The 19,811-nt window shown below is 67.8% G+C and carries 16 protein-coding genes and 1 pseudogene; 9 read left to right on the forward strand and 8 right to left on the reverse strand.

Going from position 1 to position 19,811, the window contains the following annotated elements:
- Both KQ303_RS12285 and KQ303_RS12290 read right to left on the reverse strand, forming a co-directional pair.
- Nucleotides 1-621: pseudogene (locus tag KQ303_RS12285) on the reverse strand (photosystem II q(b) protein); the annotation flags it as partial.
- Between the two features lie 266 nt (nucleotides 622-887).
- A complete protein-coding gene (locus KQ303_RS12290; RefSeq protein WP_259730515.1) occupies nucleotides 888-2,243 on the reverse strand; it encodes a YcjF family protein in 1,356 nt (451 codons plus the stop codon).
- A gap of 112 nt (nucleotides 2,244-2,355) precedes the next feature.
- On the opposite strand from KQ303_RS12290, the gene KQ303_RS12295 reads away from it, so the two are divergent.
- Genes KQ303_RS12295 through trpS form a run of 4 tightly spaced genes read left to right on the forward strand, consistent with a single transcriptional unit; the run spans nucleotide 2,356 to nucleotide 5,601 of the window.
- On the forward strand, nucleotides 2,356-3,369 hold the full coding sequence (locus KQ303_RS12295; RefSeq protein ID WP_259730516.1) for a cation diffusion facilitator family transporter: 1,014 nt from the start codon (nucleotides 2,356-2,358) through the stop codon (nucleotides 3,367-3,369).
- Nucleotides 3,362-3,892, forward strand: coding sequence for a hypothetical protein (locus KQ303_RS12300; RefSeq protein ID WP_259730517.1), 531 nt, complete (start codon nucleotides 3,362-3,364; stop codon nucleotides 3,890-3,892). Before KQ303_RS12295 ends, KQ303_RS12300 begins: the two co-directional genes overlap by 8 nt.
- 51 nt (nucleotides 3,893-3,943) lie before the next feature.
- Entirely contained in the window at nucleotides 3,944-4,588 is a 645-nt protein-coding gene (locus KQ303_RS12305) for a hypothetical protein (protein ID WP_259730518.1), read from the forward strand.
- The gene (gene trpS / locus KQ303_RS12310; protein WP_094512906.1) at nucleotides 4,585-5,601 is read left to right on the forward strand and encodes a tryptophan--tRNA ligase; all 1,017 of its coding nucleotides are present in this window, start codon (nucleotides 4,585-4,587) and stop codon (nucleotides 5,599-5,601) included. The genes KQ303_RS12305 and trpS overlap by 4 nt, the downstream gene beginning before the upstream one ends.
- 695 nt (nucleotides 5,602-6,296) lie before the next feature.
- Here trpS and KQ303_RS12315 read toward each other — a convergent pair.
- Both KQ303_RS12315 and KQ303_RS12320 read right to left on the reverse strand, forming a co-directional pair.
- Nucleotides 6,297-6,755 (reverse strand): TM2 domain-containing protein, encoded by a 459-nt coding sequence (locus tag KQ303_RS12315; RefSeq protein ID WP_094512907.1) that lies wholly within the window; start codon nucleotides 6,753-6,755, stop codon nucleotides 6,297-6,299.
- 75 nt (nucleotides 6,756-6,830) lie between these two features.
- The gene (locus KQ303_RS12320) at nucleotides 6,831-7,163 is read right to left on the reverse strand and encodes a DUF2605 family protein (protein WP_233132991.1); all 333 of its coding nucleotides are present in this window, start codon (nucleotides 7,161-7,163) and stop codon (nucleotides 6,831-6,833) included.
- A gap of 1,238 nt (nucleotides 7,164-8,401) precedes the next feature.
- On the opposite strand from KQ303_RS12320, the gene thrS reads away from it, so the two are divergent.
- The 5 genes from thrS to KQ303_RS12345 all read left to right on the forward strand — a co-directional run bounded on the left by thrS (nucleotide 8,402) and on the right by KQ303_RS12345 (nucleotide 16,321).
- Nucleotides 8,402-10,237, forward strand: a complete 1,836-nt coding sequence (gene thrS / locus KQ303_RS12325) for a threonine--tRNA ligase (protein ID WP_259730519.1) — start codon at nucleotides 8,402-8,404, stop codon at nucleotides 10,235-10,237.
- A 64-nt stretch (nucleotides 10,238-10,301) separates the two neighbouring features.
- On the forward strand, nucleotides 10,302-11,354 hold the full coding sequence (locus KQ303_RS12330) for a glucokinase (protein WP_259730520.1): 1,053 nt from the start codon (nucleotides 10,302-10,304) through the stop codon (nucleotides 11,352-11,354).
- A gap of 103 nt (nucleotides 11,355-11,457) precedes the next feature.
- Nucleotides 11,458-12,408 (forward strand): homoserine kinase, encoded by a 951-nt coding sequence (gene thrB, locus KQ303_RS12335; protein ID WP_259730521.1) that lies wholly within the window; start codon nucleotides 11,458-11,460, stop codon nucleotides 12,406-12,408.
- A gap of 165 nt (nucleotides 12,409-12,573) precedes the next feature.
- Nucleotides 12,574-14,148, forward strand: coding sequence for an NAD(P)H-quinone oxidoreductase subunit 4 (locus KQ303_RS12340; RefSeq protein ID WP_259730522.1), 1,575 nt, complete (start codon nucleotides 12,574-12,576; stop codon nucleotides 14,146-14,148).
- Nucleotides 14,149-14,209: 61 nt separating this feature from the next.
- Nucleotides 14,210-16,321: a M3 family metallopeptidase gene (locus KQ303_RS12345; protein ID WP_259730523.1), complete on the forward strand. Its 2,112-nt coding sequence runs from the start codon at nucleotides 14,210-14,212 to the stop codon at nucleotides 16,319-16,321.
- A 10-nt stretch (nucleotides 16,322-16,331) separates the two neighbouring features.
- Here the strand turns inward: KQ303_RS12345 and KQ303_RS12350 are convergent, their stop codons facing one another.
- From KQ303_RS12350 to KQ303_RS12365, 4 genes are read right to left on the reverse strand one after another with little or no spacing between them, the layout of a single operon-like run.
- Nucleotides 16,332-16,928, reverse strand: a complete 597-nt coding sequence (locus tag KQ303_RS12350) for a triacylglycerol lipase (RefSeq protein ID WP_094512912.1) — start codon at nucleotides 16,926-16,928, stop codon at nucleotides 16,332-16,334.
- 24 nt (nucleotides 16,929-16,952) lie between these two features.
- Nucleotides 16,953-17,408 carry a dihydroneopterin aldolase gene (locus KQ303_RS12355; protein WP_259730621.1) on the reverse strand — a complete coding sequence of 152 codons (456 nt, stop codon included), beginning with the start codon at nucleotides 17,406-17,408 and terminating at the stop codon, nucleotides 16,953-16,955.
- Between the two features lie 53 nt (nucleotides 17,409-17,461).
- Nucleotides 17,462-18,772 carry a glutamate-5-semialdehyde dehydrogenase gene (locus KQ303_RS12360; protein ID WP_259730524.1) on the reverse strand — a complete coding sequence of 437 codons (1,311 nt, stop codon included), beginning with the start codon at nucleotides 18,770-18,772 and terminating at the stop codon, nucleotides 17,462-17,464.
- Between the two features lie 12 nt (nucleotides 18,773-18,784).
- Nucleotides 18,785-19,807, reverse strand: a complete 1,023-nt coding sequence (locus KQ303_RS12365; RefSeq protein ID WP_259730525.1) for an ROK family protein — start codon at nucleotides 19,805-19,807, stop codon at nucleotides 18,785-18,787.
- Nucleotides 19,808-19,811 lie beyond the last annotated feature (4 nt).

Here is a 19,811-nt window from a genome sequence, read left to right on the forward strand (position 1 = left end):
GCCGCCGAACACACCAGCCACACCCAGCATGTGGAAGGGGTGCATCAGGATGTTGTGCTCCGCCTGGAACACCAGCATGAAGTTGAAGGTGCCGGAGATGCCGAGGGGCATGCCGTCAGAGAAGGAACCCTGACCGAAGGGGTAGATCAGGAACACCGCGAAAGCGGCCGAGAGCGGCGCGCTGTAGGCGACGCAGATCCAGGGGCGCATGCCGAGGCGGTAGGAGAGTTCCCACTGCCGACCCATGTAGCAGGAGATGCCGATCAGGAAGTGGAACACCACCAACTGATAGGGGCCGCCGTTGTAGAGCCACTCATCGAGGCTCACGGCTTGCCAGATGGGATAGAAGTGCAGGCCGATGGCGTTGCTGGAAGGAACAACGGCGCCGGAGATGATGTTGTTGCCGTACAGGAAGGAACCGGCAACGGGCTCCCGGATGCCGTCGATGTCGACGGGAGGAGCGGCGATGAAGGCGATGATGAAGCAGATCGTGGCTGCCAGGAGGCAGGGGATCATCAGCACACCGAACCAACCGATGTAAATCCGGTTGTCGGTGGAGGTGACCCACTGACAGAAGCTCTCCCAGGAGCTGAGACGTCCGCTGCGAACAGCCGTGGCCATTGGAGGTAAGAGGACGGAAGGAAACGGCTTCTTCACCCTCCACTCGCCTCAGGCAGCAACGGAAAATCCGCCAGCATCCGCAGCGAGAGAGCAGCAAAAGGCACCGTACGAAAACGCTAAGGAAGAGCTGCCGAAGCGAGGCACGCGGCCTCCATCTCTTCGCAGATGTTCAACAGAAGCGCTCCGCACTTCACGCAACTACATCATTCAGTAGATCAAACGCAACAATCCCCAGCCCTAAGCCCTTAGCCAAAATCCCTAGGCCCCTAGGCCGTGGCCTGGCGCAGCACCCACTGACGGCCCTGGTGGAGGAACGCCGGCCAGTCGAGCCGTTCACTCTCGGCAGCCCGTGCCACCAGCAGGGGGGCCTGCAGACGGATCGCCTGCAGATCCGCCTCCGCCACGCCGCTGCTGAGAGCCAGCACATCGGCCATCGACCGGGCCACCACCCGGGTGAGATATGCACCGCTGAGCGCCTGCAGGCTGCTGCCCACCAGCCAGGCGCTGCCCTCCAGCCGCATCACGCTGGCGAGGGCCTGGCCGGTCCACTCCACCACCCCCAGCGCCAGGGCAGCACGGGCCAGTTCGGTGGCCGCCGCCCGCAGCTGCTCCATCCCCCAGGGGCAATCCCACAGCCGGGCCATCTCCTGCAGCATCAGCCCGTTGGCCACGGCCAGCACCAGCAGATCAACGCTGGGCAGGGGGGCGGCGAACACACCGGTGGCCACCAGCCACTGGGTGCGTTGCACGAGCGCCTTGCAGCGCTCACGCCGCAGGCGTTCCAGTAAACCCTGCCATTCGCCGTGCAACCGCTCGAGCTGGCGCTGCTCGGTGCGGTGCAGCAGCGCGTGGCCCTGCTGGCGGAGCTCCTGGGCCAAGGGCGTCAGGGCAACAGGCAGGGCCTCGGGCTGGCCGCTCCAGGGCAGCAGCCGCTCCCGCAGAGGCGCCGGCAGCTGGGCCTGCAGATCGGCCACCAGCTGCGGCTCCTCACCCACCACCAGCAGCCAGACGGGCTGGCCGGCAGGCAGCGTCTCCAGCCAGCGCAGATCGGCGGCCTGCAGCGGCGGGTGCACCGCATGGAGCAGCAGGTCGCAGCGGGGGAAGGGGGCCGGCCAGCTCCAATCGGGGCTGTGGGATGCCAGCGGATGGCCCCAGTGCAGGGTGATCGGAAGGGGCGCGCGCACGCCCTGCACCAGCGGGCCCTCCAGGGCACGCTCCAGCGGACGCAGGCCCACCAGCCCCAGATCGAGGGCCTGGCGGTGCTGGCGGCCACGCAGCTGCTGGAGCTGGTCGCGGCGCTGCTGCTGGGCCGCCTGGAAGGTGTCGGAGGCGGTCGTGCTGGCGCTCTCCAGCTGCTCGAACCGGGGCAGCAGCCCCTCACAGCGTTCGATCCAGCCGTTCCAGGAGCTGGGCAGCTGGGGCGTGATCTGGCCGCGTGGACGCCGCCACCACCACCAGGCACCGGCTGCCGCAAGCAGGGGGAGGCCGCCCGAGAGGGGGGTGTGCAGGCTGTCTAGCAGCAGCCAACCGCCGAGCACGGCCGCGGCAGGGGCCGCCACCGGCAGGAAGGGAATCAGGCCGCGCCAGGAAGCGGCCTCCAGGGGGCGAGCGGAAGAAGGCAAGGAGAGCAACGCCCGCTGCGAACGAACGTCAGCATCTTTAGCTCAGCTCCTCTCCCCTGCCCAGGGGCTCAATAGGTTGGGGGTAACCGAGCCAGGCCCGGGGGCCTCTCCGATGACGGCTGAGCGGATCCGTCCCGACACGGGCGCCCAGGCCCCGAAGGACGTGGCCGACGGGGGGCTGGCCCGTGAAGGCGCCGCCCATGGAGACGCGCCCCGCTCGGCCGTGGCCGACAACCGCGAGGCGGTGAACACGGTGCTGCTGATCGCCTTGAGCGTGAACGTGGCGATGAGCTTCCTGAAACTGTTCGTGGGGCTGTGGAGCGGTTCGCTGGCGGTGCTGGCCGATGCGATGCACAGCGCCACCGATGGCCTCTCCAGCCTGCTGGGGGTGATCACCAACAGCCTTTCCGATCCACTCCCCGACCGCGACCACCCCTACGGGCACCACAAATACGAAGGCATCGGCGCCCTGGCGATCGCGGTGTTCATCCTGTTCGCCTGCATCGAGATCCTGCAGTCGGCGGCGCAACGGGTGCTAAGTGGGCTGGAACCACTGCGGCTGGAGAACGGCGCCTTCGTGCTGCTGGTGGTGTCGCTGCTGGGCAATATCCTGCTGGCCCGCTACGAACGGCAGCAGGGGCTGCGGCTCAAGAGCGCCCTGCTGCTGGCGGATGCCCACCACACCACCAGTGACATCTGGACCACCTTGATGGTGCTGGCCGGCCTCGGCGGCGCCAGGGTGTTCGGGCTCAACTGGCTGGATGTGGCGGTGGCGGCGCCCCTGGCCCTGCTGCTGGTGCGCTCCTGCTGGCAGGTGGTGCGCACCAACCTGCCCTGGTTGGTGGATCACATCGCCATCGCCCCCGAGGCGATCCACACGGTGGCCATGGCGGTGCCGGGGGTGTTGAACTGCCACGACATCGCCAGCCGCGGGGTGCTCGGCCAGCAGGTGTTCATCGACATGCACATGGTGGTGGACGCCGACGACCTGCCCACCGCCCACCACATCACCGAACGGGTGGAGGAGCGGCTGGAGGAACGCTTCGGGCCAGTGCGCTGCACGATTCACCTGGAACCGCGCGAATATGCGCGTTCGGAGATCACCTTTCGCGGAGCCCATGGCTGATCGCAACCGTGAGCTGATCGAACTGCTCACGCCCCGCCAGCAGGTGCGCGTGCGCCAGTTGCTGCTGGAGCAGCAGGGCCAGACCAGCTGGCACGGCGGCGTGCCGGTGCTGGTTCTCGATCGCTGCTGGCTGCGGCTGCGGGTCACACCGGTGGAACACCTGGCCCGGCTGTTGCCGCCCGACAGCACGGCGGAGGCGCCGGAACTGGTGCGTTTCCGCGAACTGCGCCAGCAGGGGTTCAGCGAAGGCGCCGCCCAGGGCCGCTGCTGGGAGGAGTTCGGACCCGCGGCCTGCCAGCTCGCCCTGCACCGCCACTGGCAGGCCCTGGAGGGCCCTCATCACGGCTGGACGCTGGCCGCCTACCTGGCCTTCCTGCGTACCTACCGCGAGCTGTTCGCGGCCGGCCAGGAGCGGCCGCTGCCGCTGGTGGTGCTGGGCCGGCGCGGCAGCCAGGAGCCGCACCGCATCCACTGGCTGGTGGAGACCGGAGCCCTTGATGCGGCACACTTGCCCCCTGATTGAAGGCTTGCGGCCATGGCCGACCTGGAGAACGCATCGGTGCCCACAGACGCGATGCCCACCGACTCTGTGACCACCGAAGCGGTGACCACAGACGTGGTGACCACCGACGTGGTGCCCGTTGAGGCTGGGCAACAGGTGCAACGCCGGGGCGGTGGTCGCCCGCCGGGCGGTGGCAGGGAAGCCGGCAGCCACCGCGAGAGTGGCGGCCTGCGCATCCGCCTGAGCGAGAACGAGCAACGGGCCGCCAAGGTGGTGCAGGAGGCCTTCCAGCTGCGTTCCACGATCGCGGCGCTGGGCTTTTCGATCCGCACCGTGGCCCAGCTGCTGGAGCAGGGTGCGCTCGATGCACTGGTGGCCGAGATGCGCTCCCAGGCGGGCAACCGGCCGGAACGCAGCCGCCCCGAAGGCGGGCGTTCAGAAACGGGCCGCTATGGCGAAGGCGGCGAAGGCCGGCGTGGCCGGCGCGAGGGCTCCGGAGAAGGACGTCCGGAGGGGCGCGGCGAGCGCCGCGTGATCAGCCGGCCCGATCCCTTCGCCCGCCCGAGCCGGCCGGAGCCGGTGCGTGAGCCCGAGCCAGTGGCCGAAGCCAGCGCCCCCGTTGAGGAACCCACCCTGGCCGACGACGCTGCAGACACCAGCAGCCCACACACCAGCGACGCCGAGGCGCTGCCCACCGACGCCGAGACGCAGCTGTGACGCTTCGGCCACGTGTGCTCTCGGGCGTGCAACCCACCGGATCGCTGCACCTGGGCAACTGGCTGGGGGCGATCCGAAACTGGGTGCAACTGCAGGACAGCCACGACACATTTTTCTGTGTGGTGGATCTGCACGCGATCACGGTGCCGCACGATCCCGCCCTGCTGGCGGAGGCCACGCGCCGCACCGCCGCCCTCTACCTGGCCTGCGGCATTGATCCACAGCGCTCCACGGTGTTCGTGCAGAGCCAGGTTCCGGCGCACAGTGAGCTCACCTGGCTGCTGAACTGCGTCACGCCGCTGAACTGGCTGGAGCGCATGATCCAGTTCAAGGAGAAGGCACGCAAGCAGGGCGACAACGTGTCGGTGGGGCTGCTCGATTACCCCGTGCTGATGGCTGCCGACATCCTTCTTTATGACGCCGATCTGGTGCCGGTGGGCGAAGACCAGAAGCAGCATCTGGAGCTCGCCCGCGACATCGCCCAGCAGCGCATCAATGCCCGCTTCGCGCCGGAAGACCAGCCGCTGCTGAAGGTGCCCGAGCCGTTGATCCTTGCGGAAGGTGCGCGGGTGATGAGCCTGATCGACGGCCGCAGCAAGATGAGCAAGAGCGAACCGAATGAGGGCTCACGCCTGCACCTGCTCGATCCGCCCGAGCTGATCACCAGAAAGATCAAACGCGCCAAGACCGATCCGGTGATGGGGCTGGAATTCGGCAACCCCGAACGCCCCGAAGCCGACAACCTGCTCGGGCTCTTCGCCCTGCTCAGCGGCAAGACACGGGACACCGCTGCCGCCGAATGCGCCGCGATGGGCTGGGGACAGTTCAAGCCATTGCTGGCGGAAGCCGCTGTGGCCGCCCTGCAGCCGCTGCAGGAGCGTTATGCCGAGATTCGCCGCGACGAGGCCTACCTGAGTGAAGTGCTGCGCGAGGGCAAGGAGCGGGCGGCAGCCGTGGCCACTGCCACGCTGGAGCGTGTGAAGGCAGCCCTGGGCTTCTTGCCGGCGGCCTGATCAGGAGGGCGACGCTGCGTTCCTTGAAGACTGACGTTGCTTTTACCCAAGCCAATGCAGACATAGCCCCTGGCGTGCCTGCTTTGCTGAGCAGTGAGTTGCACGATGCGACTGATCACGAACCAACACCCACTGGCTTCGTGGCAGGGCACGGGTTGATTGGGTTTACGTTATTGAACGAAGGCTAGGTCACCAGCATTCGCATCAACCAGCTTTCTTCCATCCTGGAAATCCTCACCAACTCCAAGGCAATCGCCGACATCATGCGGAGCATCAGGTGGGAGGCACCAAGAAACGAATGCCAGGAGCGCCTACAGGCTGTGAATCGAAGGAATGGCATCAGGTTGGAAGGTCTGAACCAGAGGAATAGCAAAGCTGTTCGACCCAGGGTCTCCCTCCTGCCAGCGGACCAAGAAATCATCACGATCCTTCAAGACAAGAACGGATTGGCCAGCTGCGTTGTAGGGACAACAGATGTCTGTGCCTGGCATGAAGGTAAAGGACCCTGGCTGCCATGAAGGAAGATGGAACGTCCAGGAAGAAGCCGGGCAGACCGTGTTCAGCCTATGAACCGTTCGCCATGATTAACACAACGAAGCCAAACGGGAAATCGTGAGGATTGACTGGGGCAACCTATGGCTTCACGCTCCTCTTCGCCTTGGTCGCGCGTGAGCAGCCAGGCTGCGGTATGCCACTCAAGGCTCCCGGTACACCACGCGACCACGTTCATCATTGCCCACATCGAGCAGATGCTCATGCAGCAGCTCTTCGATTTCGGTGCGCACGGCGTCGTGGTCGGTGCCGGCAGGCAGTGTTACCGCGAGGATCGCGTCATTGAGGGTGAAGCCAACACTGCCGGAACTGCGGGCCAGCACAAGCAACTGGCGGGCCAACGGCTCCGGGCGGTTGGTGTCGGCTTTGGCGAGGGCTTCCTGCAACACCAGCGGTTGGTTGGCCTGCTCGATCATCGAGCTGATCAGCAGCGCATCAATCAGTTGGCCGATGCCGCAGAAGCCAAAGGTGAGCAGCCACAACACCCCGCTCAGCGGCTTGCGGGCGTAAAAGCGATGCAGACCGCACAGGCCGACGAAGCCGCATGCCCAGAACAGATAGCCGAGTGCCACGTGGCGTCGCTCGATCAGGGGGCTCGCCATGCTCAAAACCAGCGATGCTCACAGCGGATCCCTGATGCTATCGGGGCTCTGGCTGGGCTTCGGCCTGGCGTGGTGTCATCCGTCTCCAGGGGGCGGCGGGGGGAACAGGGCCGGTTTCTGGCGGTCCGGGGGCAGGGTCACCCCCGCCTCCCGCAAGGCTGCCGACAAACCCCACACCTTCATCACAAGGCGGTGCCAAGGGGCCATTGCCTGCATGTCGAGGGCGAGGGTTTCACTCATGGCGCCGCGCAGTGCTCGTGCCGCCATCAACTCCTGCAACGAGCGCGTAAGCATGGCATCAAAATCCCGCTGCTCCGTGGGCCCCAGCACCGTTTCCGGGCAATAGGCCAGCAGATCTTGGCCCCGCTCGAACCAACGCTGAAAATCATCCAGCAACGAATCGAGCACTTGATTGAGCAGCGGGCCAGCTCCCGCAGGCTGCGAAAACGGTGAGGAAGAGTCGGGAATCGGTGTGCTCCAGCTCGTGGACAGCCTAGGAACACAGCCCGCTTTCGGCAGAGCGGCGGCTGGCGTACTGGCGCAAAAGGTGGTGCGCCGGACCCACGCTTGCAGGTGCAACGCAGGATCAGCCAAGGCGGCGGCCACATCCGTGCGGGATCGCGCGGGTCCAGGCGGAGTGGCTCGGATGGGAGACCGAGGCGGAGCCTTAGGCCGTGCGTGCTCTCCCGCAGTCCGGCGCTTGATTCTGTGGCTCCAGCCAACGCCGCTACAGCTTTCAACAGCGGCTGGGGAACAGAACGGGCATGGGGCCGCTTCGGCTGATCTCCCGCGTCAGCGTCACATCAGAACGATCGAAGAAAACCAGATGTGTGCTCCATGAGGGCACATCTGTGGCAGCGCTTGTGTTGTTGGCAAGCTGAATGCTGACCCAATACCATTGGTAAGAATTGCTGGAAACACCGTAGAGAACGTTCTTCTCTGAATAATGGGCAAGTATATGATTGCCAGGTCTGTAACAGCTGCAGATCGGAATGTCGTGGATCATTCCGGTCAAACGTAATGGTTCCCTCCGGCACCATGCTCCAATCCAGCGAAGAATAGGCTCCTACCCTCCGCAGCCGATTGTCGCTGTCAAGCATGGAGGTGGCAGCGATCACCAGCGCGTCGGTGCCATCACGCACATCCGGAGATTATTGACGCGATCCCTTACGAACAGATTGAACCCGTTGAGATGCACAGCAAGGCCATGGCCCAAGAGGGTGGTGGGATCCAGAGAATGAGAAAGCACCTGTTCCTTCTGCCTAGAAAGAGTGATCCAGTAGAGGCGATTACACGAGCTCAGCCCAAAGAGCAATGCATTCGCAGGCGCGGCACCGGCCACGCCACTGACCACGGTCCTGGACGCAGCTGCGCCCCTGGATCCAGCCACCTTGTCGCAGCATCGGTTTCTCCGCTTCCAGCCCTGCCTGGCAGTGCCCGCAGATTCGGTCACTCGTCCAGCAGTACAGACACTTCTCAGGTTTTTAGCATTCTCTCAACGTCCCACCTGAGACAGGCCTCCTCGCGCCGGGGGCTCCGAAGCGGCCGGCCAGCGGCAACCGCCGCACCCAGGGGATGGCAGCGTTCCTATCAATAGGAGGATCAACAGCCGATGCTTAGAGTTGAGGGTCTTCTGGCCCGTTGCCGTGCCTACCGCTTCCCCTGCCGCCGAGCCCGCCAGCCGCTCTGGGGAAACGGTCAGCACCCCGGTGCTGCTGCCCAAAACGAGCGAAAGCACCCAGCTGCTCAAAATTCGCCACTCGATGAGCCACGTGCTGGCCATGGCGGTGCAGAAGCTGTTTCCCCGGGCGCAGGTCACGATCGGCCCCTGGACCGAATCCGGCTTCTATTACGACTTCGACCATCCCGAACCCTTCACCGAAGCCGATCTCAAGGCGATCAAGAAGGAGATGGGCAAGATCATCGGCCGCCGCTTGCCGCTGGAGCGCATCGAGGTGAGCCGCGCTGAAGCGGAGGCGCGCATCTCGGCCCAGAACGAGCCCTACAAGCTGGAGATTCTCGCGGGCCTCACCGAGCCCATCACCCTCTACACGCTCGGCGAGGAGTGGTGGGATCTCTGCGCCGGGCCCCACGTGGCCAACACCAGCGAGTTGAATCCCAAGGCCTTCGAGCTGGAAAGCGTGGCCGGCGCCTACTGGCGCGGCGATGAGAAACGTGCCCAGCTGCAGCGCATCTATGGCACCGCCTGGGAAACAGCCGAGCAGCTGGCAGAGCACCAGCGCCGCAAGCAGGAGGCTCTGCGCCGCGATCACCGCCGGCTCGGCATCGACCTCGACCTCTTCTCCATCGAAGACGAGGCCGGTGCCGGCCTGGTGTTCTGGCATCCGCGCGGCGCCCGCATGCGGCTGCTGATCGAGGACTTCTGGCGGCAGGCGCACTTCGCCTCCGGCTACGAGCTGCTTTACACGCCCCATGTGGCCGATCTGAGCCTCTGGAAAACCTCCGGGCACCTGGATTTCTACCGGGAGAGCATGTTCGGCCCGATGGATGTGGATGAGCGGCAGTTCCAGCTCAAGCCGATGAACTGCCCCTTCCACGTGCTCACCTACGCCAACACCCTGCGCTCCTACAAGGAACTGCCGATCCGCTGGGCGGAGCTGGGCACGGTGTACCGCTACGAGCGGCCAGGGGTGATGCACGGTCTGATGCGCGTGCGCGGCTTCACCCAGGACGACGCCCACATCTTCTGTCTGCCCGAGCAGATCGGCGATGAAATCCTCGGTGTGCTCAACCTCACCGAAACCATTCTCTCCACCTTCGATTTCCAGAACTACGAGGTTCATCTCTCCACCCGGCCCGAGAAATCAATCGGGGAGGATGCTGTGTGGGAGCTGGCCACCGCCGGCCTGGTTGAGGCGCTCGATCGCAAGGGCTGGGCCTACAAGATCGATGAAGGGGGCGGCGCGTTCTACGGCCCCAAGATCGACATCAAGATCGAGGATGCGATCGGCCGATTATGGCAATGCTCCACGATTCAGCTGGATTTCAACCTGCCCGAACGCTTCGATCTGCACTACGTGGCCGCCGATGGCCAGCGGGCACGGCCGATCATGATTCACCGCGCCATCTTCGGCTCGCTGGAGCGCTTCTTCGGCATCCTGGTGGAAAACTACGCTGGTGATTTCCCGTTCTGGCTGGCACCGGAGCAGATCCGTCTGCTGCCGGTCACCGATGAGGTGCTGCCCTATGCCCACACAGTGCTCGCCCAGCTCAACGCCGCTGGAGTGAGAGCCACGCTGGATCGCAGCGGAGAACGGCTCGGCAAGCTGATCCGTAAGGGCGAGCAGATGAAGATTCCGCTGCTGGGCGTGATAGGCACCCAGGAAGCTGAGCAGGGCAGCGTCAACCTGCGCAGCCGCCGCAACGGCGATCTTGGCGCGGTGGCCCTGGCCGAGCTGCTGGCCGCAGCCGCCCAGGCCAACAGCGTGCGTGCGGCGGGTCTGGAGTTGCCGATCGGCTGAACCCTGGGCCCTGCGGCGCGTCGTCACCGGGCCTGGCAGCATCCCACCACGGCGCACCTTCCCCATGCCCATCCTGCTGGCCGGCGATATCGGCGGCACCAAAACCCTGCTCGCCACCTACGCCGTGCGGGAGGGTCAGCTGGTGCAGCTGCGCTCGGCCCGCTATGCCTCGGCCGCCTGGAGCGACTTCAGCGCCATGGTGCGTCACTTCCTGGCCGAAGGTGCCCAGGGCACAGAGACAGGTCCGCCCCGCAAGGCCTGCTTCGCGGTAGCGGGGCCGGTGCAGAACGGCCAGGTGAAGCTCACCAACCTCGCCTGGCATCTCGATGCCGGCGCCTTGGCCAAGGCCTGCGCGTTCGAGGCCGTGGAGCTGGTAAACGACTTCGCCGTGCTGATCCATGGCCTGCCCCATCTCTCGCCCGAGCAGCAGCAGCCGCTGCGCGGCAACGCCCACCCGGCTGCCGCCGCTGCCACGGGGCCGGTGGCCGTGCTCGGCGCCGGCACCGGCCTGGGGGTGGCGATCGGCGTGCCCGGGCCCCACGGCCCGATCGCCCTGGCCAGCGAAGCGGCCCATGCCGCCTTTGCGCCGCGCCAGGAGCAGGAATGGCGCCTGCGCCAATGGCTGCTCAACGAGCTGGAACTGGAGCGTGTCTCGATCGAGCGTGTGGTGAGCGGCACCGGGCTCGGCCATGTGGCGCGCTGGATGCTGCGGGAGCGCGATCCGGGCGGCAGCCACCCCCTGCATGCCCCGGCCGAGGCCTGGTGGCAGGCGGAACGGCAGGGGCTGGCGGAGCGGCCGGATCTGCCGGCCCTGGTGGCCCAGGCGGCCCTGGCCGGCGAGGCGCTCGCTTCAGCGGCCTTCGATCTCTGGCTCGGGGCCTACGGCAGCGCCGCCGGCGACCTGGCCCTGCAGACGCTCTGCAGCGGCGGCCTGTGGGTTGGCGGCGGCACGGCCGCCAAGCTGCTGCCCCAGCTGCGTTCTCCCGTCTTCCTGGAGGCCTTCGGGGCGAAGGGGCGGCTCTCGCCGGTGCTGAAGACGATTCCGCTGCGGGCGCTGGTGGATCCGGGGGCTGGCCTGTTCAGCGCCGCCTGCCGCGCCCGCACCTTGATGGGCTGAGCGCAGGGCCGGAATGGCGGGCGTGGAGCAGCGGGCCTGTATCGGCGCGCACCGGCGAATGGGACACTGAACCCATCACGGTCAGCAGGAAGGGAAGGAGCGCATGGTCAGGCCCCGCATCGGGCAGGGAGTGGCGGTGGATGTCCCCGCCACCACCGCCAACCTGGGGCCGGGGTTCGATTGTCTCGGCGCCGCCCTCGATCTCAACAACCACTTCCAGCTCACCTGCATCGAGGGGGATGGTGAGCGCTTCGAGCTGATCATCGAAGGCAGCGAGGGCGCCCACCTGCGAGGGGGCCCCGACAACCTCATGTACCGCTCGGCACAGCGGGTGTGGAAAGAGGCGGGCGAACAGCCGGTGGCGCTCGAAGCGCGGGTGCGGTTGGCGGTGCCGCCTGCGCGAGGCCTGGGCAGCAGTGCCACCGCAATCGTGGCCGGCCTGATCGGCGCCAATGCGCTGGTGGGAGAACCGCTCAGCCGCGAGAAGCTGCTCGAGCTGGCGATCGACATCGAAGGCCACCCCGACAACGTGGTGCCCTCCCTGCTCGGCGGCCTCTGCATGACGGCCAAGGCGGCTTCGCACCGCTGGCGCGTTGTGCGCTGTGAATGGCATGAAGCGGTGAAGGCCGTGGTGGCGATCCCGGCGATCCGGCTTTCCACCAGCGAGGCGCGCCGGGCCATGCCGCGGGTGGTGCCGATCCCCGATGCGGTGGTGAACCTCGGCTCGCTCACCCTGCTGCTGCAGGGCCTGCGCACCGGCAGCGGCGATCTGATCGCCGATGGCATGCACGACCGTCTGCATGAGCCCTACCGCTGGGGCCTGATCCAGGGCGGCCGGCAGGTGCGGGAGGCGGCGCTGAACGCAGGGGCGTGGGGGTGTGTGATCAGCGGTGCCGGTCCGACGCTGCTGGCGCTCAGCAACAGCGACCAGGCCGCAGCGGTGGGCCGGGCGATGACCCAGGCCTGGGAACGGGAAGGGGTGGCCTCGCGCTTTCAGGTGCTGGATCTGCATCTGGGCGGCAGCCGCTGGGAGCCCTTGCCCGACCGCAGCTGAACCCGGAGTTCGCCACAATTCCCGCCGACGCCACGGCGGATCCCTGCTGCGATCCGTGTCCACAACCCTTTTGAGTAGAACTACTCAGCACCGTACGTGTAACTGATAAATTCTCCGGGTTGCACCGCCCCAGCGGCGGGCCGAACGTTCCCCTCGCAGGCTGAAATGGACGCCAATCTGCCCCTGACGGCCGCGTCCTCTCTCCCTGCTGATTTTCCCTGGCTCACGTTGATCGCCCTGATCCCAGCGGCGGGTGCCCTGTTGATGCCTCTGGTGCCCGGCGATGGCACCGATCCCCGCGCTCCCCGCACCATCGCCCTCGGGGTGCTGCTCGTCGACCTCCTGCTGATCCTTTGGGTGTTCAGCCAGCGCTTCGACAGCAGCCTCAGCGGCCTGCAACTGGTGGAGCGTGTGCCCTGGCTGCCCGCCCTCGGCCTGGAATGGTCGCTGGCCGCCGATGGCCTCTCGGCACCGCTCGTGGTGCTCAGCGGCCTGGTCACCCTGCTGGCGGTGGCCGCCAGTTGGAACCTCAACCGCAAATGCCAGCTCTATTTCGGCTTGCTGCTGCTGCAGGCCTCAGCCCAATCGCTGGTTTTCCTCTCGCAGGATTTCCTGCTCTTCTTCCTGGCCTGGGAACTGGAGCTGGTGCCGGTGTACCTGCTGATCGCCATCTGGGGCGGCTCCCAGCGCCAGTACGCGGCCACCAAGTTCATCCTCTACACCGCCACCGCCTCACTGCTGATCCTGATCAGCGGACTGGCCCTGGCCCTCGGCGGTGACGGTTTCACCCTCAACTTGCAGGAACTCAGTGAGCGCTCCTACGGCGGCAGCTTCGCCCTGCTCTGTTACCTCGGCTTCCTGATCGGCTTCGGCGTGAAGTTGCCGATGTTCCCGTTGCACACCTGGCTGCCGGATGCCCACGGCGAAGCCAACGCGCCGGTGTCGATGCTGTTGGCCGGCGTATTGCTCAAGATGGGCGGCTATGCCCTGCTGCGCTTCAACGTGCAGATGCTTCCAGACGCCCATCTGCGCCTGGCGCCGGCGTTGATCGTGCTGGGCATTGTCAACATCGTGTATGGCGCGCTCAATGCCTTCGCCCAGGACAACGTCAAACGGCGGATCGCCTGCAGCTCGGTGAGCCACATGGGCTTCGTGCTGCTCGGCATCGGCGCAATCGACACCCTCGGGCTGAGCGGCGCGATGCTGCAGATGATCAGCCACGGCCTGATCGCCGCTTCGATGTTCTTCGTCACCGGTGTGTTCTACGAGCGCACCAAAACCCTGTCGATCCCCAACATGGGCGGCCTGGCGAAGGTGCTGCCGATCACCTTCGCCTTCTTCCTGGCCAGTTCACTGGCCTCGCTCGCGTTGCCTGGAATGAGTGGCTTCATCAGTGAAATCACCGTGTTCCTGGGGGTCACCAGCAACGACAGCTTCACGATCGGCTTCCGTGTGATCACCATCATCCTGGCCGCCATCGGCCTGGTGCTCACCCCCGTCTATCTGCTGTCGATGAGCAGGCGGGTGTTCTTCGGCCCCAGGATTCCGGCCCTGGCTGTTGTGGGTGACATGAAACCCCGCGAACTTGTGATTGGCCTGGTGCTGCTGGTCCCCACCCTGGCGATCGGCTTCTGGCCCCGCCTGGCCATTGATCTCTATGGCGCCAGCACCAACGCCCTGGCCGAGAAGCTCAGCGCCCACGCCCAGCTGGCCCTTGGCCGGCTTCCCGTCCTGGGCTGAGCCGCCGGCGGCTGCACCGCTGGGGTGAAATGGGTCCACACCACCCCAAAGCTCCCCGGCGATGCCATCCACCCTCGAAGCTCATGTGGCCCTGCTGGTCGGCGAGGGCCTGCCTGACTACGCAGCGATCACTCCCGAGCAGGTCAGCGCGCACATGCCCGGCCTGCTGGCCGAGCTCGATCAGCAGCTCGACCGGCTGGAGGCAGAGCTCTCGGCAGCCCTCGAGGCCGAAGCTCCGCTGAATTGGCAGCAGGTGATGGGGCCGCTGCAGCGGCTGGGCGAGCGGCTGCGCTGGAGCTGGGGGGTGGTGAGCCACCTCAACGGCGTCTGCAACGGGCCGGAGCTGCGCACCGCCCATGCCGGCCAGCAGGCCGCCGTGGTGGCCTTCGGCAATCGCGTCGGCCAGAGCAGGGTGCTCTACCGGGCGCTGGAAACCCTCCAGGCCAGCAACGACCTCGATGCCACCCAGCAGCGCATCCTCGCGGCCGAACGGCGCGACATGGAGCTGCGCGGCGTGGGGCTGGAAGGCGACGCTCAGGCCGCCTTCAACGCCACCAGCCAGGAGCTGGCCGAGCTCTCCACCCGCTTCGGCAACCAACTGCTCGATGCCACCAACAGCTGGAGCCTGCTGCTCACAGAAGCGGCCGAGGTGGAAGGGTTGCCCGAAAGCCTGCGCGGGCAACTGGCCCAGGCGGCACGCCAGGCCGATCACGCCGAGGCCAGCGCCGCCGAGGGCCCCTGGTTGCTGGGCCTCGACATGCCCCGCTATGCCCCTTTTCTCAAATACAGCCGCCGCCGTGATCTGCGCGAGCGCCTCTACAAGGCCCATGTGAGCCGGGCCTCCGGCGAAGACGGCGGCAACGGGCCGCTGATCGAGCGGATCCTCACCCTGCGGCGCGAGCAGGCCCAGCGCCTGGGCTACGCCCACTGGGCCGATGTGAGCCTGGCCGCCAAAATGGCCGGCTCGGTGGAGGAGGTGGAGCGGCTGCTGGAAGACCTGCGTGCCGCCGCCCATCCCGTTGCCCTGCAGGAACTGGCCGAACTGCGCGCCTGTGCTGTCCGCGCCGGCGCCACTGAAGCCGAGGACCTCCAGGCCTGGGATGTGAGCTTCTGGGCGGAAGTCCGCCGGCAGGAAGCCTTCGCGCTCGACAGCGAGGCGCTGCGCCCCTGGTTCCCGCTGCCGCGCGTGCTGGATGGTCTGTTCGGCCTCTGCAACCGCCTGTTCGGCATCCGCATCAACGCCGCCGATGGCGAGGCGCCGGTGTGGCACCCAGATGTGCGCTACTTCCGAGTCGACGACGCCGGCAGCGGCGAAGCCATTGCAGCGTTCTATCTCGACCCCTACAGCCGTCCCGGCAGCAAAAGGGGCGGTGCCTGGATGGATGAATGCCTGGTGCGCAGCGTGGCGGACGACGGCCGGCCGGTGCTGCCGGTGGCCTACCTCGTGTGCAACCAGAGCCCGCCGGTGTGTGACACCCCCAGCCTGATGACCTTCGAGGAAGTGGAGACCCTCTTCCACGAATTCGGCCATGGTCTGCAGCACATGCTCACCACGGTGGAGCGCCCCCAGGCGGCAGGCATCAACAACGTGGAGTGGGATGCGGTGGAGCTGCCCAGCCAGTTCATGGAGAACTGGTGCTACGACCGCGCCACCCTGCTGGGCATGGCCCGCCACTGGCAGAGCGGCGAACCCCTGCCCGAAGCGGAGTTCGCCAAGCTGCAGGCAGCCCGCACCTTCATGACCGGCGCCGCCACCCTGCGCCAGGTGCACCTGGCGCTCACCGATCTGCGCCTGCACAGCCAGTGGACCCCTGAGGACGGCCGCTCCCCAGAGGCGCTGCGCCGTGAGATCGCCGCCACCACCACCGTGATCGCCCCGATCCCGGAAGATGCGCTGCTCTGCTCCTTCGGCCACATCTTCGCCGGCGGCTACGCGGCGGGCTACTACTCCTACAAGTGGGCTGAGGTGCTCAGCGCCGATGCTTTCAGCGCCTTCGAGGATGTGGGTCTCGAGAACGAGGAGGCCATTCAGGCCACCGGTCGCCGCTTCCGCGCCACGGTGCTGGGGCTGGGGGGCAGCCGCCATCCGGCCGAGGTGTTCGAATCCTTCCGCGGCCGGCAGCCCTCGCCGGAAGCGCTGATCCGGCACTCGGGCCTGGTGGCGGTGGCCTGAACCTGCCTGTTCAGGGGGCGAGCAGCACCTGCCGCAGCGCCTCCAGCGAGCGCGGGTCACTGAGGATGTGCTGGTGCAGGGTGGGCGGCAGCGGTGTGCACGGCCCCACCGGCAGCACGCCCCGCCAGGCGGGTATCACCACCTGGTCCAGAGGCGAGTAGTAGCTCTGGCACTCCACCCCCTCAAGGCCGCTGAGATCCCCGTTGAGCTCGCGCACCAGCGGGCTGCCCAGCTTCATCTCGGCGATGCCGCCCACCAGCCAGGAGGGCCACGGCTGGGCGACGATCGTGCCCTGCTGGGGGCTGCCGACGCTGATGAAACGCCGCGTGCGCTGATGGCCACCCAGCAGCTGGATCCAGGTGCGACCGATCACTCCGCCCATGGAGAAGCCGAGCAGATCAATTGGCTGATCCGGGCCGAAGGCCGCCTCGATCGCCGCTCCGAGCCGCTCCGCCAGCGGCCGCATGCGGGTGGCCCCGAGCCGGTGGGGCAGGTGGGGAATCAGCAGCGGGTCGCGGGCGCCGGCCAGCTGGCGGGTCAGCCGTGCGAACAGCCGCGGGGTGTCCCAGAGGCCGTGGACGAGAACAAGGGGGGGAAGCGCCGTCATCGGGCCATCCTGATGGCCGGGGGCTCAGTGGCCGCTGGAAGCTGCAGTGGCAGGCGCAGCAGGCAGCCCCGCCGGCAGGCCGATCCTCTCCGCGTGCCGCCAGCGCTCCACCGCCACGATGCCGCTGAAGCCCGGCACAGGGGCCCGGCACTTGCGCAGCTCCAGCCGCTGCGGCACCGGGCCGTACAACCGCTCGATCGTGTTGAGCGTCTGCTCCGCAAAGGCCTCCAGGGTGAGGCAGCGCAGCTCCCGGGCCAGCCGCTGCAGGGCCTGGATCGCCACGCCGTAATCCAGGCTGAGCGCCAGAGCATCGGCGCGCCCCGCCGGCGCCAGCGGCCACCAGAGGGTGAGATCCAGCTCGAACCACTGGCCCAGCAGGCGCTCCCGCTCCAGCACCCCCACATGGGCCCAGAGCCGGAGGCCCCGCACGTGGATGGCGTCCGCGCCAAAGCCTGCGGGGTGGCCGGCAGGCTCAACGATGGGGTGGCTGGGCGTTGCGCTGGCGGGTTTGCCGGGCGGGTTGGAGGCGGCAGTCACAGGGGGAGGGAGCGGTGCATGAAGCGCTGATCGCCGCGGGCGTAATCCGCCACGGTCTGGCCATGGCCCCGCAGGCGGTAGCGGTAGGTGACCAGGCCCTCCAGCCCCACCGGCCCACGCGGGGGCAGGGTCTGGGTGCTGATGCCCACCTCCGCCCCGAGGCCGTAGCGGAAGCCATCGGCGAAGCGGGTGGAGCAATTGGCGAACACCCCGGCACTGTCGACGGCGCGCAGGAACTGCTCGGCTGTGGCTGGATTGGCGGTGCAGATCGCCTCGGTGTGGCGGGACCCGTAGTGGGCGATGTGGGCCAGCGCCGCCTCCAGGTCGTCGACCAGCTTCACCGCCAGGACCAGATCGGAATACTCCGTGCCCCAGTCCTCGTCGCTGGCGGGGAGCGGCACGCCGAGGGCGCAGGCGCGGGGATCACCGCGCAGCTCCACCCCCGCCGCCGCGAAGGCCGCCACCGCCGGCGGCAGGAAATCAGCAGCAATGGCGCGATGCACCAGCAGGGTTTCGATCGCGTTGCAGGCGGCGGGGTACTGGATCTTGGAATCCAGGGCCACCCGCAGCGCCTCCTCGCTGTTGGCCTCCGCATCCACGTACAGGTGGCAGATGCCGTCGGCGTGGCCCAGCACCGGCAGACGGGTGTTGTCCTGGATGAAGCGCACCAGGGCATTGGAGCCGCGCGGAATGATCAGATCGACCAGGCCCTCAAGCTTGAGCAGGGCGAGGCTCTCCTCCCGGGAGGTGAGCAGATCGAGCACCTGCGGCGACACCGCACTGGCGGCCAGGCCCTGCTGCAGGGCCCTGTGGATGGCGGCGCAGCTACGGCGGGCTTCCCGGCCCCCCTTGAGCAGGGCGCCATTGCCGGAGCGCACCGCCAGCGATGCGATCTGCACCAACGCATCGGGGCGCGCCTCGAAGATCACCCCCACCACCCCGAGCGGTACCGTGATTCGCTCCAGCACCAGGCCCTCATCCAACTCCGTGTGCAACTGGCGTTGGCCGAGCGGGTCGCTCAGGGCCGCCAGCTGACGCACCCCCGCCACGGCCGCCGCCAGCTTCGGGCCATCGAGCACCAGCCGTGCCGCCAGCGCCGCCGGCAGGCCATCGGCCTGTGCCGCCTGGCGGTCGGCCGCATTGGCGGCCAGGATTTCAGCGGACGCCTGCTCCAGTGCCGCCGCCATCGCCTCCAGCGCCGCTTGGCGCTCGGCGTCGCTGCTCTGGGCGAGCTGACCCGCCGCTCGCCGCACCTCCAGGGCGCGCTGCAGCAGTTCTGGGGAGGGGTCAGGAACGGGGCTGGTCATGGCCCCATCTTCTCAATCGGTGGGCGGCAGGGGCGCGAGACGATCGAAGGCCAGCCGGGCGGCGCCGAGCCGGCCCGCCCCGTTGCCGAGGGCACAACGGCGCAGACGCAGGCCCTCGCGGCTCTCCGGCATCACCCGTTGCTCCACCTCCCGCCAGACCGCCGGCAGGAAGTGGTGGCTGGCGCCGCTCAGGCCACCGCCGAGCAGCACCAGCTCAGGCGTGAGCACATAGAGCAGGGAGCTGAGGCCCGTGCCCAGCAGCTGGCCGTAGCGGTCCCACACCGCCAGGGCATCGGCCGCACCCGCGTCGGCACGGCGGCAGAGCTCGCGGGGCTCCAGCAGCGATAGGCGCCGCAGGCCATTGATGCTGCAGAACTGTTCCAGCGAGCCCCGGTTGCCGCTGTGGCAGTCGGGACCCTGCGGATCCACGCCGATCAGCCCCGGCTCGGCCGCCGCCCCGTGGGGCCCGGTGAACAGCTGGCCGCTCAGCAGCACCCCGCCCCCGACGCCGGTGCCCAGGGTCAGCAGCAGCACGTTGTCCTCGCCGCGCGCCGCGCCGCACCAGGCCTCGCCCAGCAGGGCGCAGTTGCCATCGTTGGCCAGTACCAGCGGCCGATCGAGTCGGGCCTCCAGCCAGTCGGCCAGCGGCACCCGGCGCCAGCCCGGCAGGTTGATGGCGATGCGGGCAACGCGACCGGACGCATCGACCGGGCCGGGCACGCCCACGCCCACAACGGCCGCCTGCCGCTCTGGGTCGAGCTGCTCGATCGCCGCGGCGATCGCCATGGACACGGCGCCGGGCATCGGTGGCTGGGGGGTGGGCAGCTCGAGCTCTGCCAGGGCCTGGCCCTTGCGGTCAACGCGGGCCAGCTTGATGGCCGTGCCGCCCAGATCCACCCCGATGGCCTGGTCTGCCGCTGAGGCTGGCGGCAGGGCAGAGAGCTGGGGGGCAGTGGAGGCCAGGCTGAGGGCGGAAGCCTCGAGCACGGTGGCAGCCATGGCCGGCGTTGAGGCCAGGGATGGGGCGTCGGCCATGGGC

This window comes from Synechococcus sp. CS-1333 (assembly GCF_025128015.1).
In the GTDB taxonomy this organism is placed as follows: domain Bacteria; phylum Cyanobacteriota; class Cyanobacteriia; order PCC-6307; family Cyanobiaceae; genus MW101C3.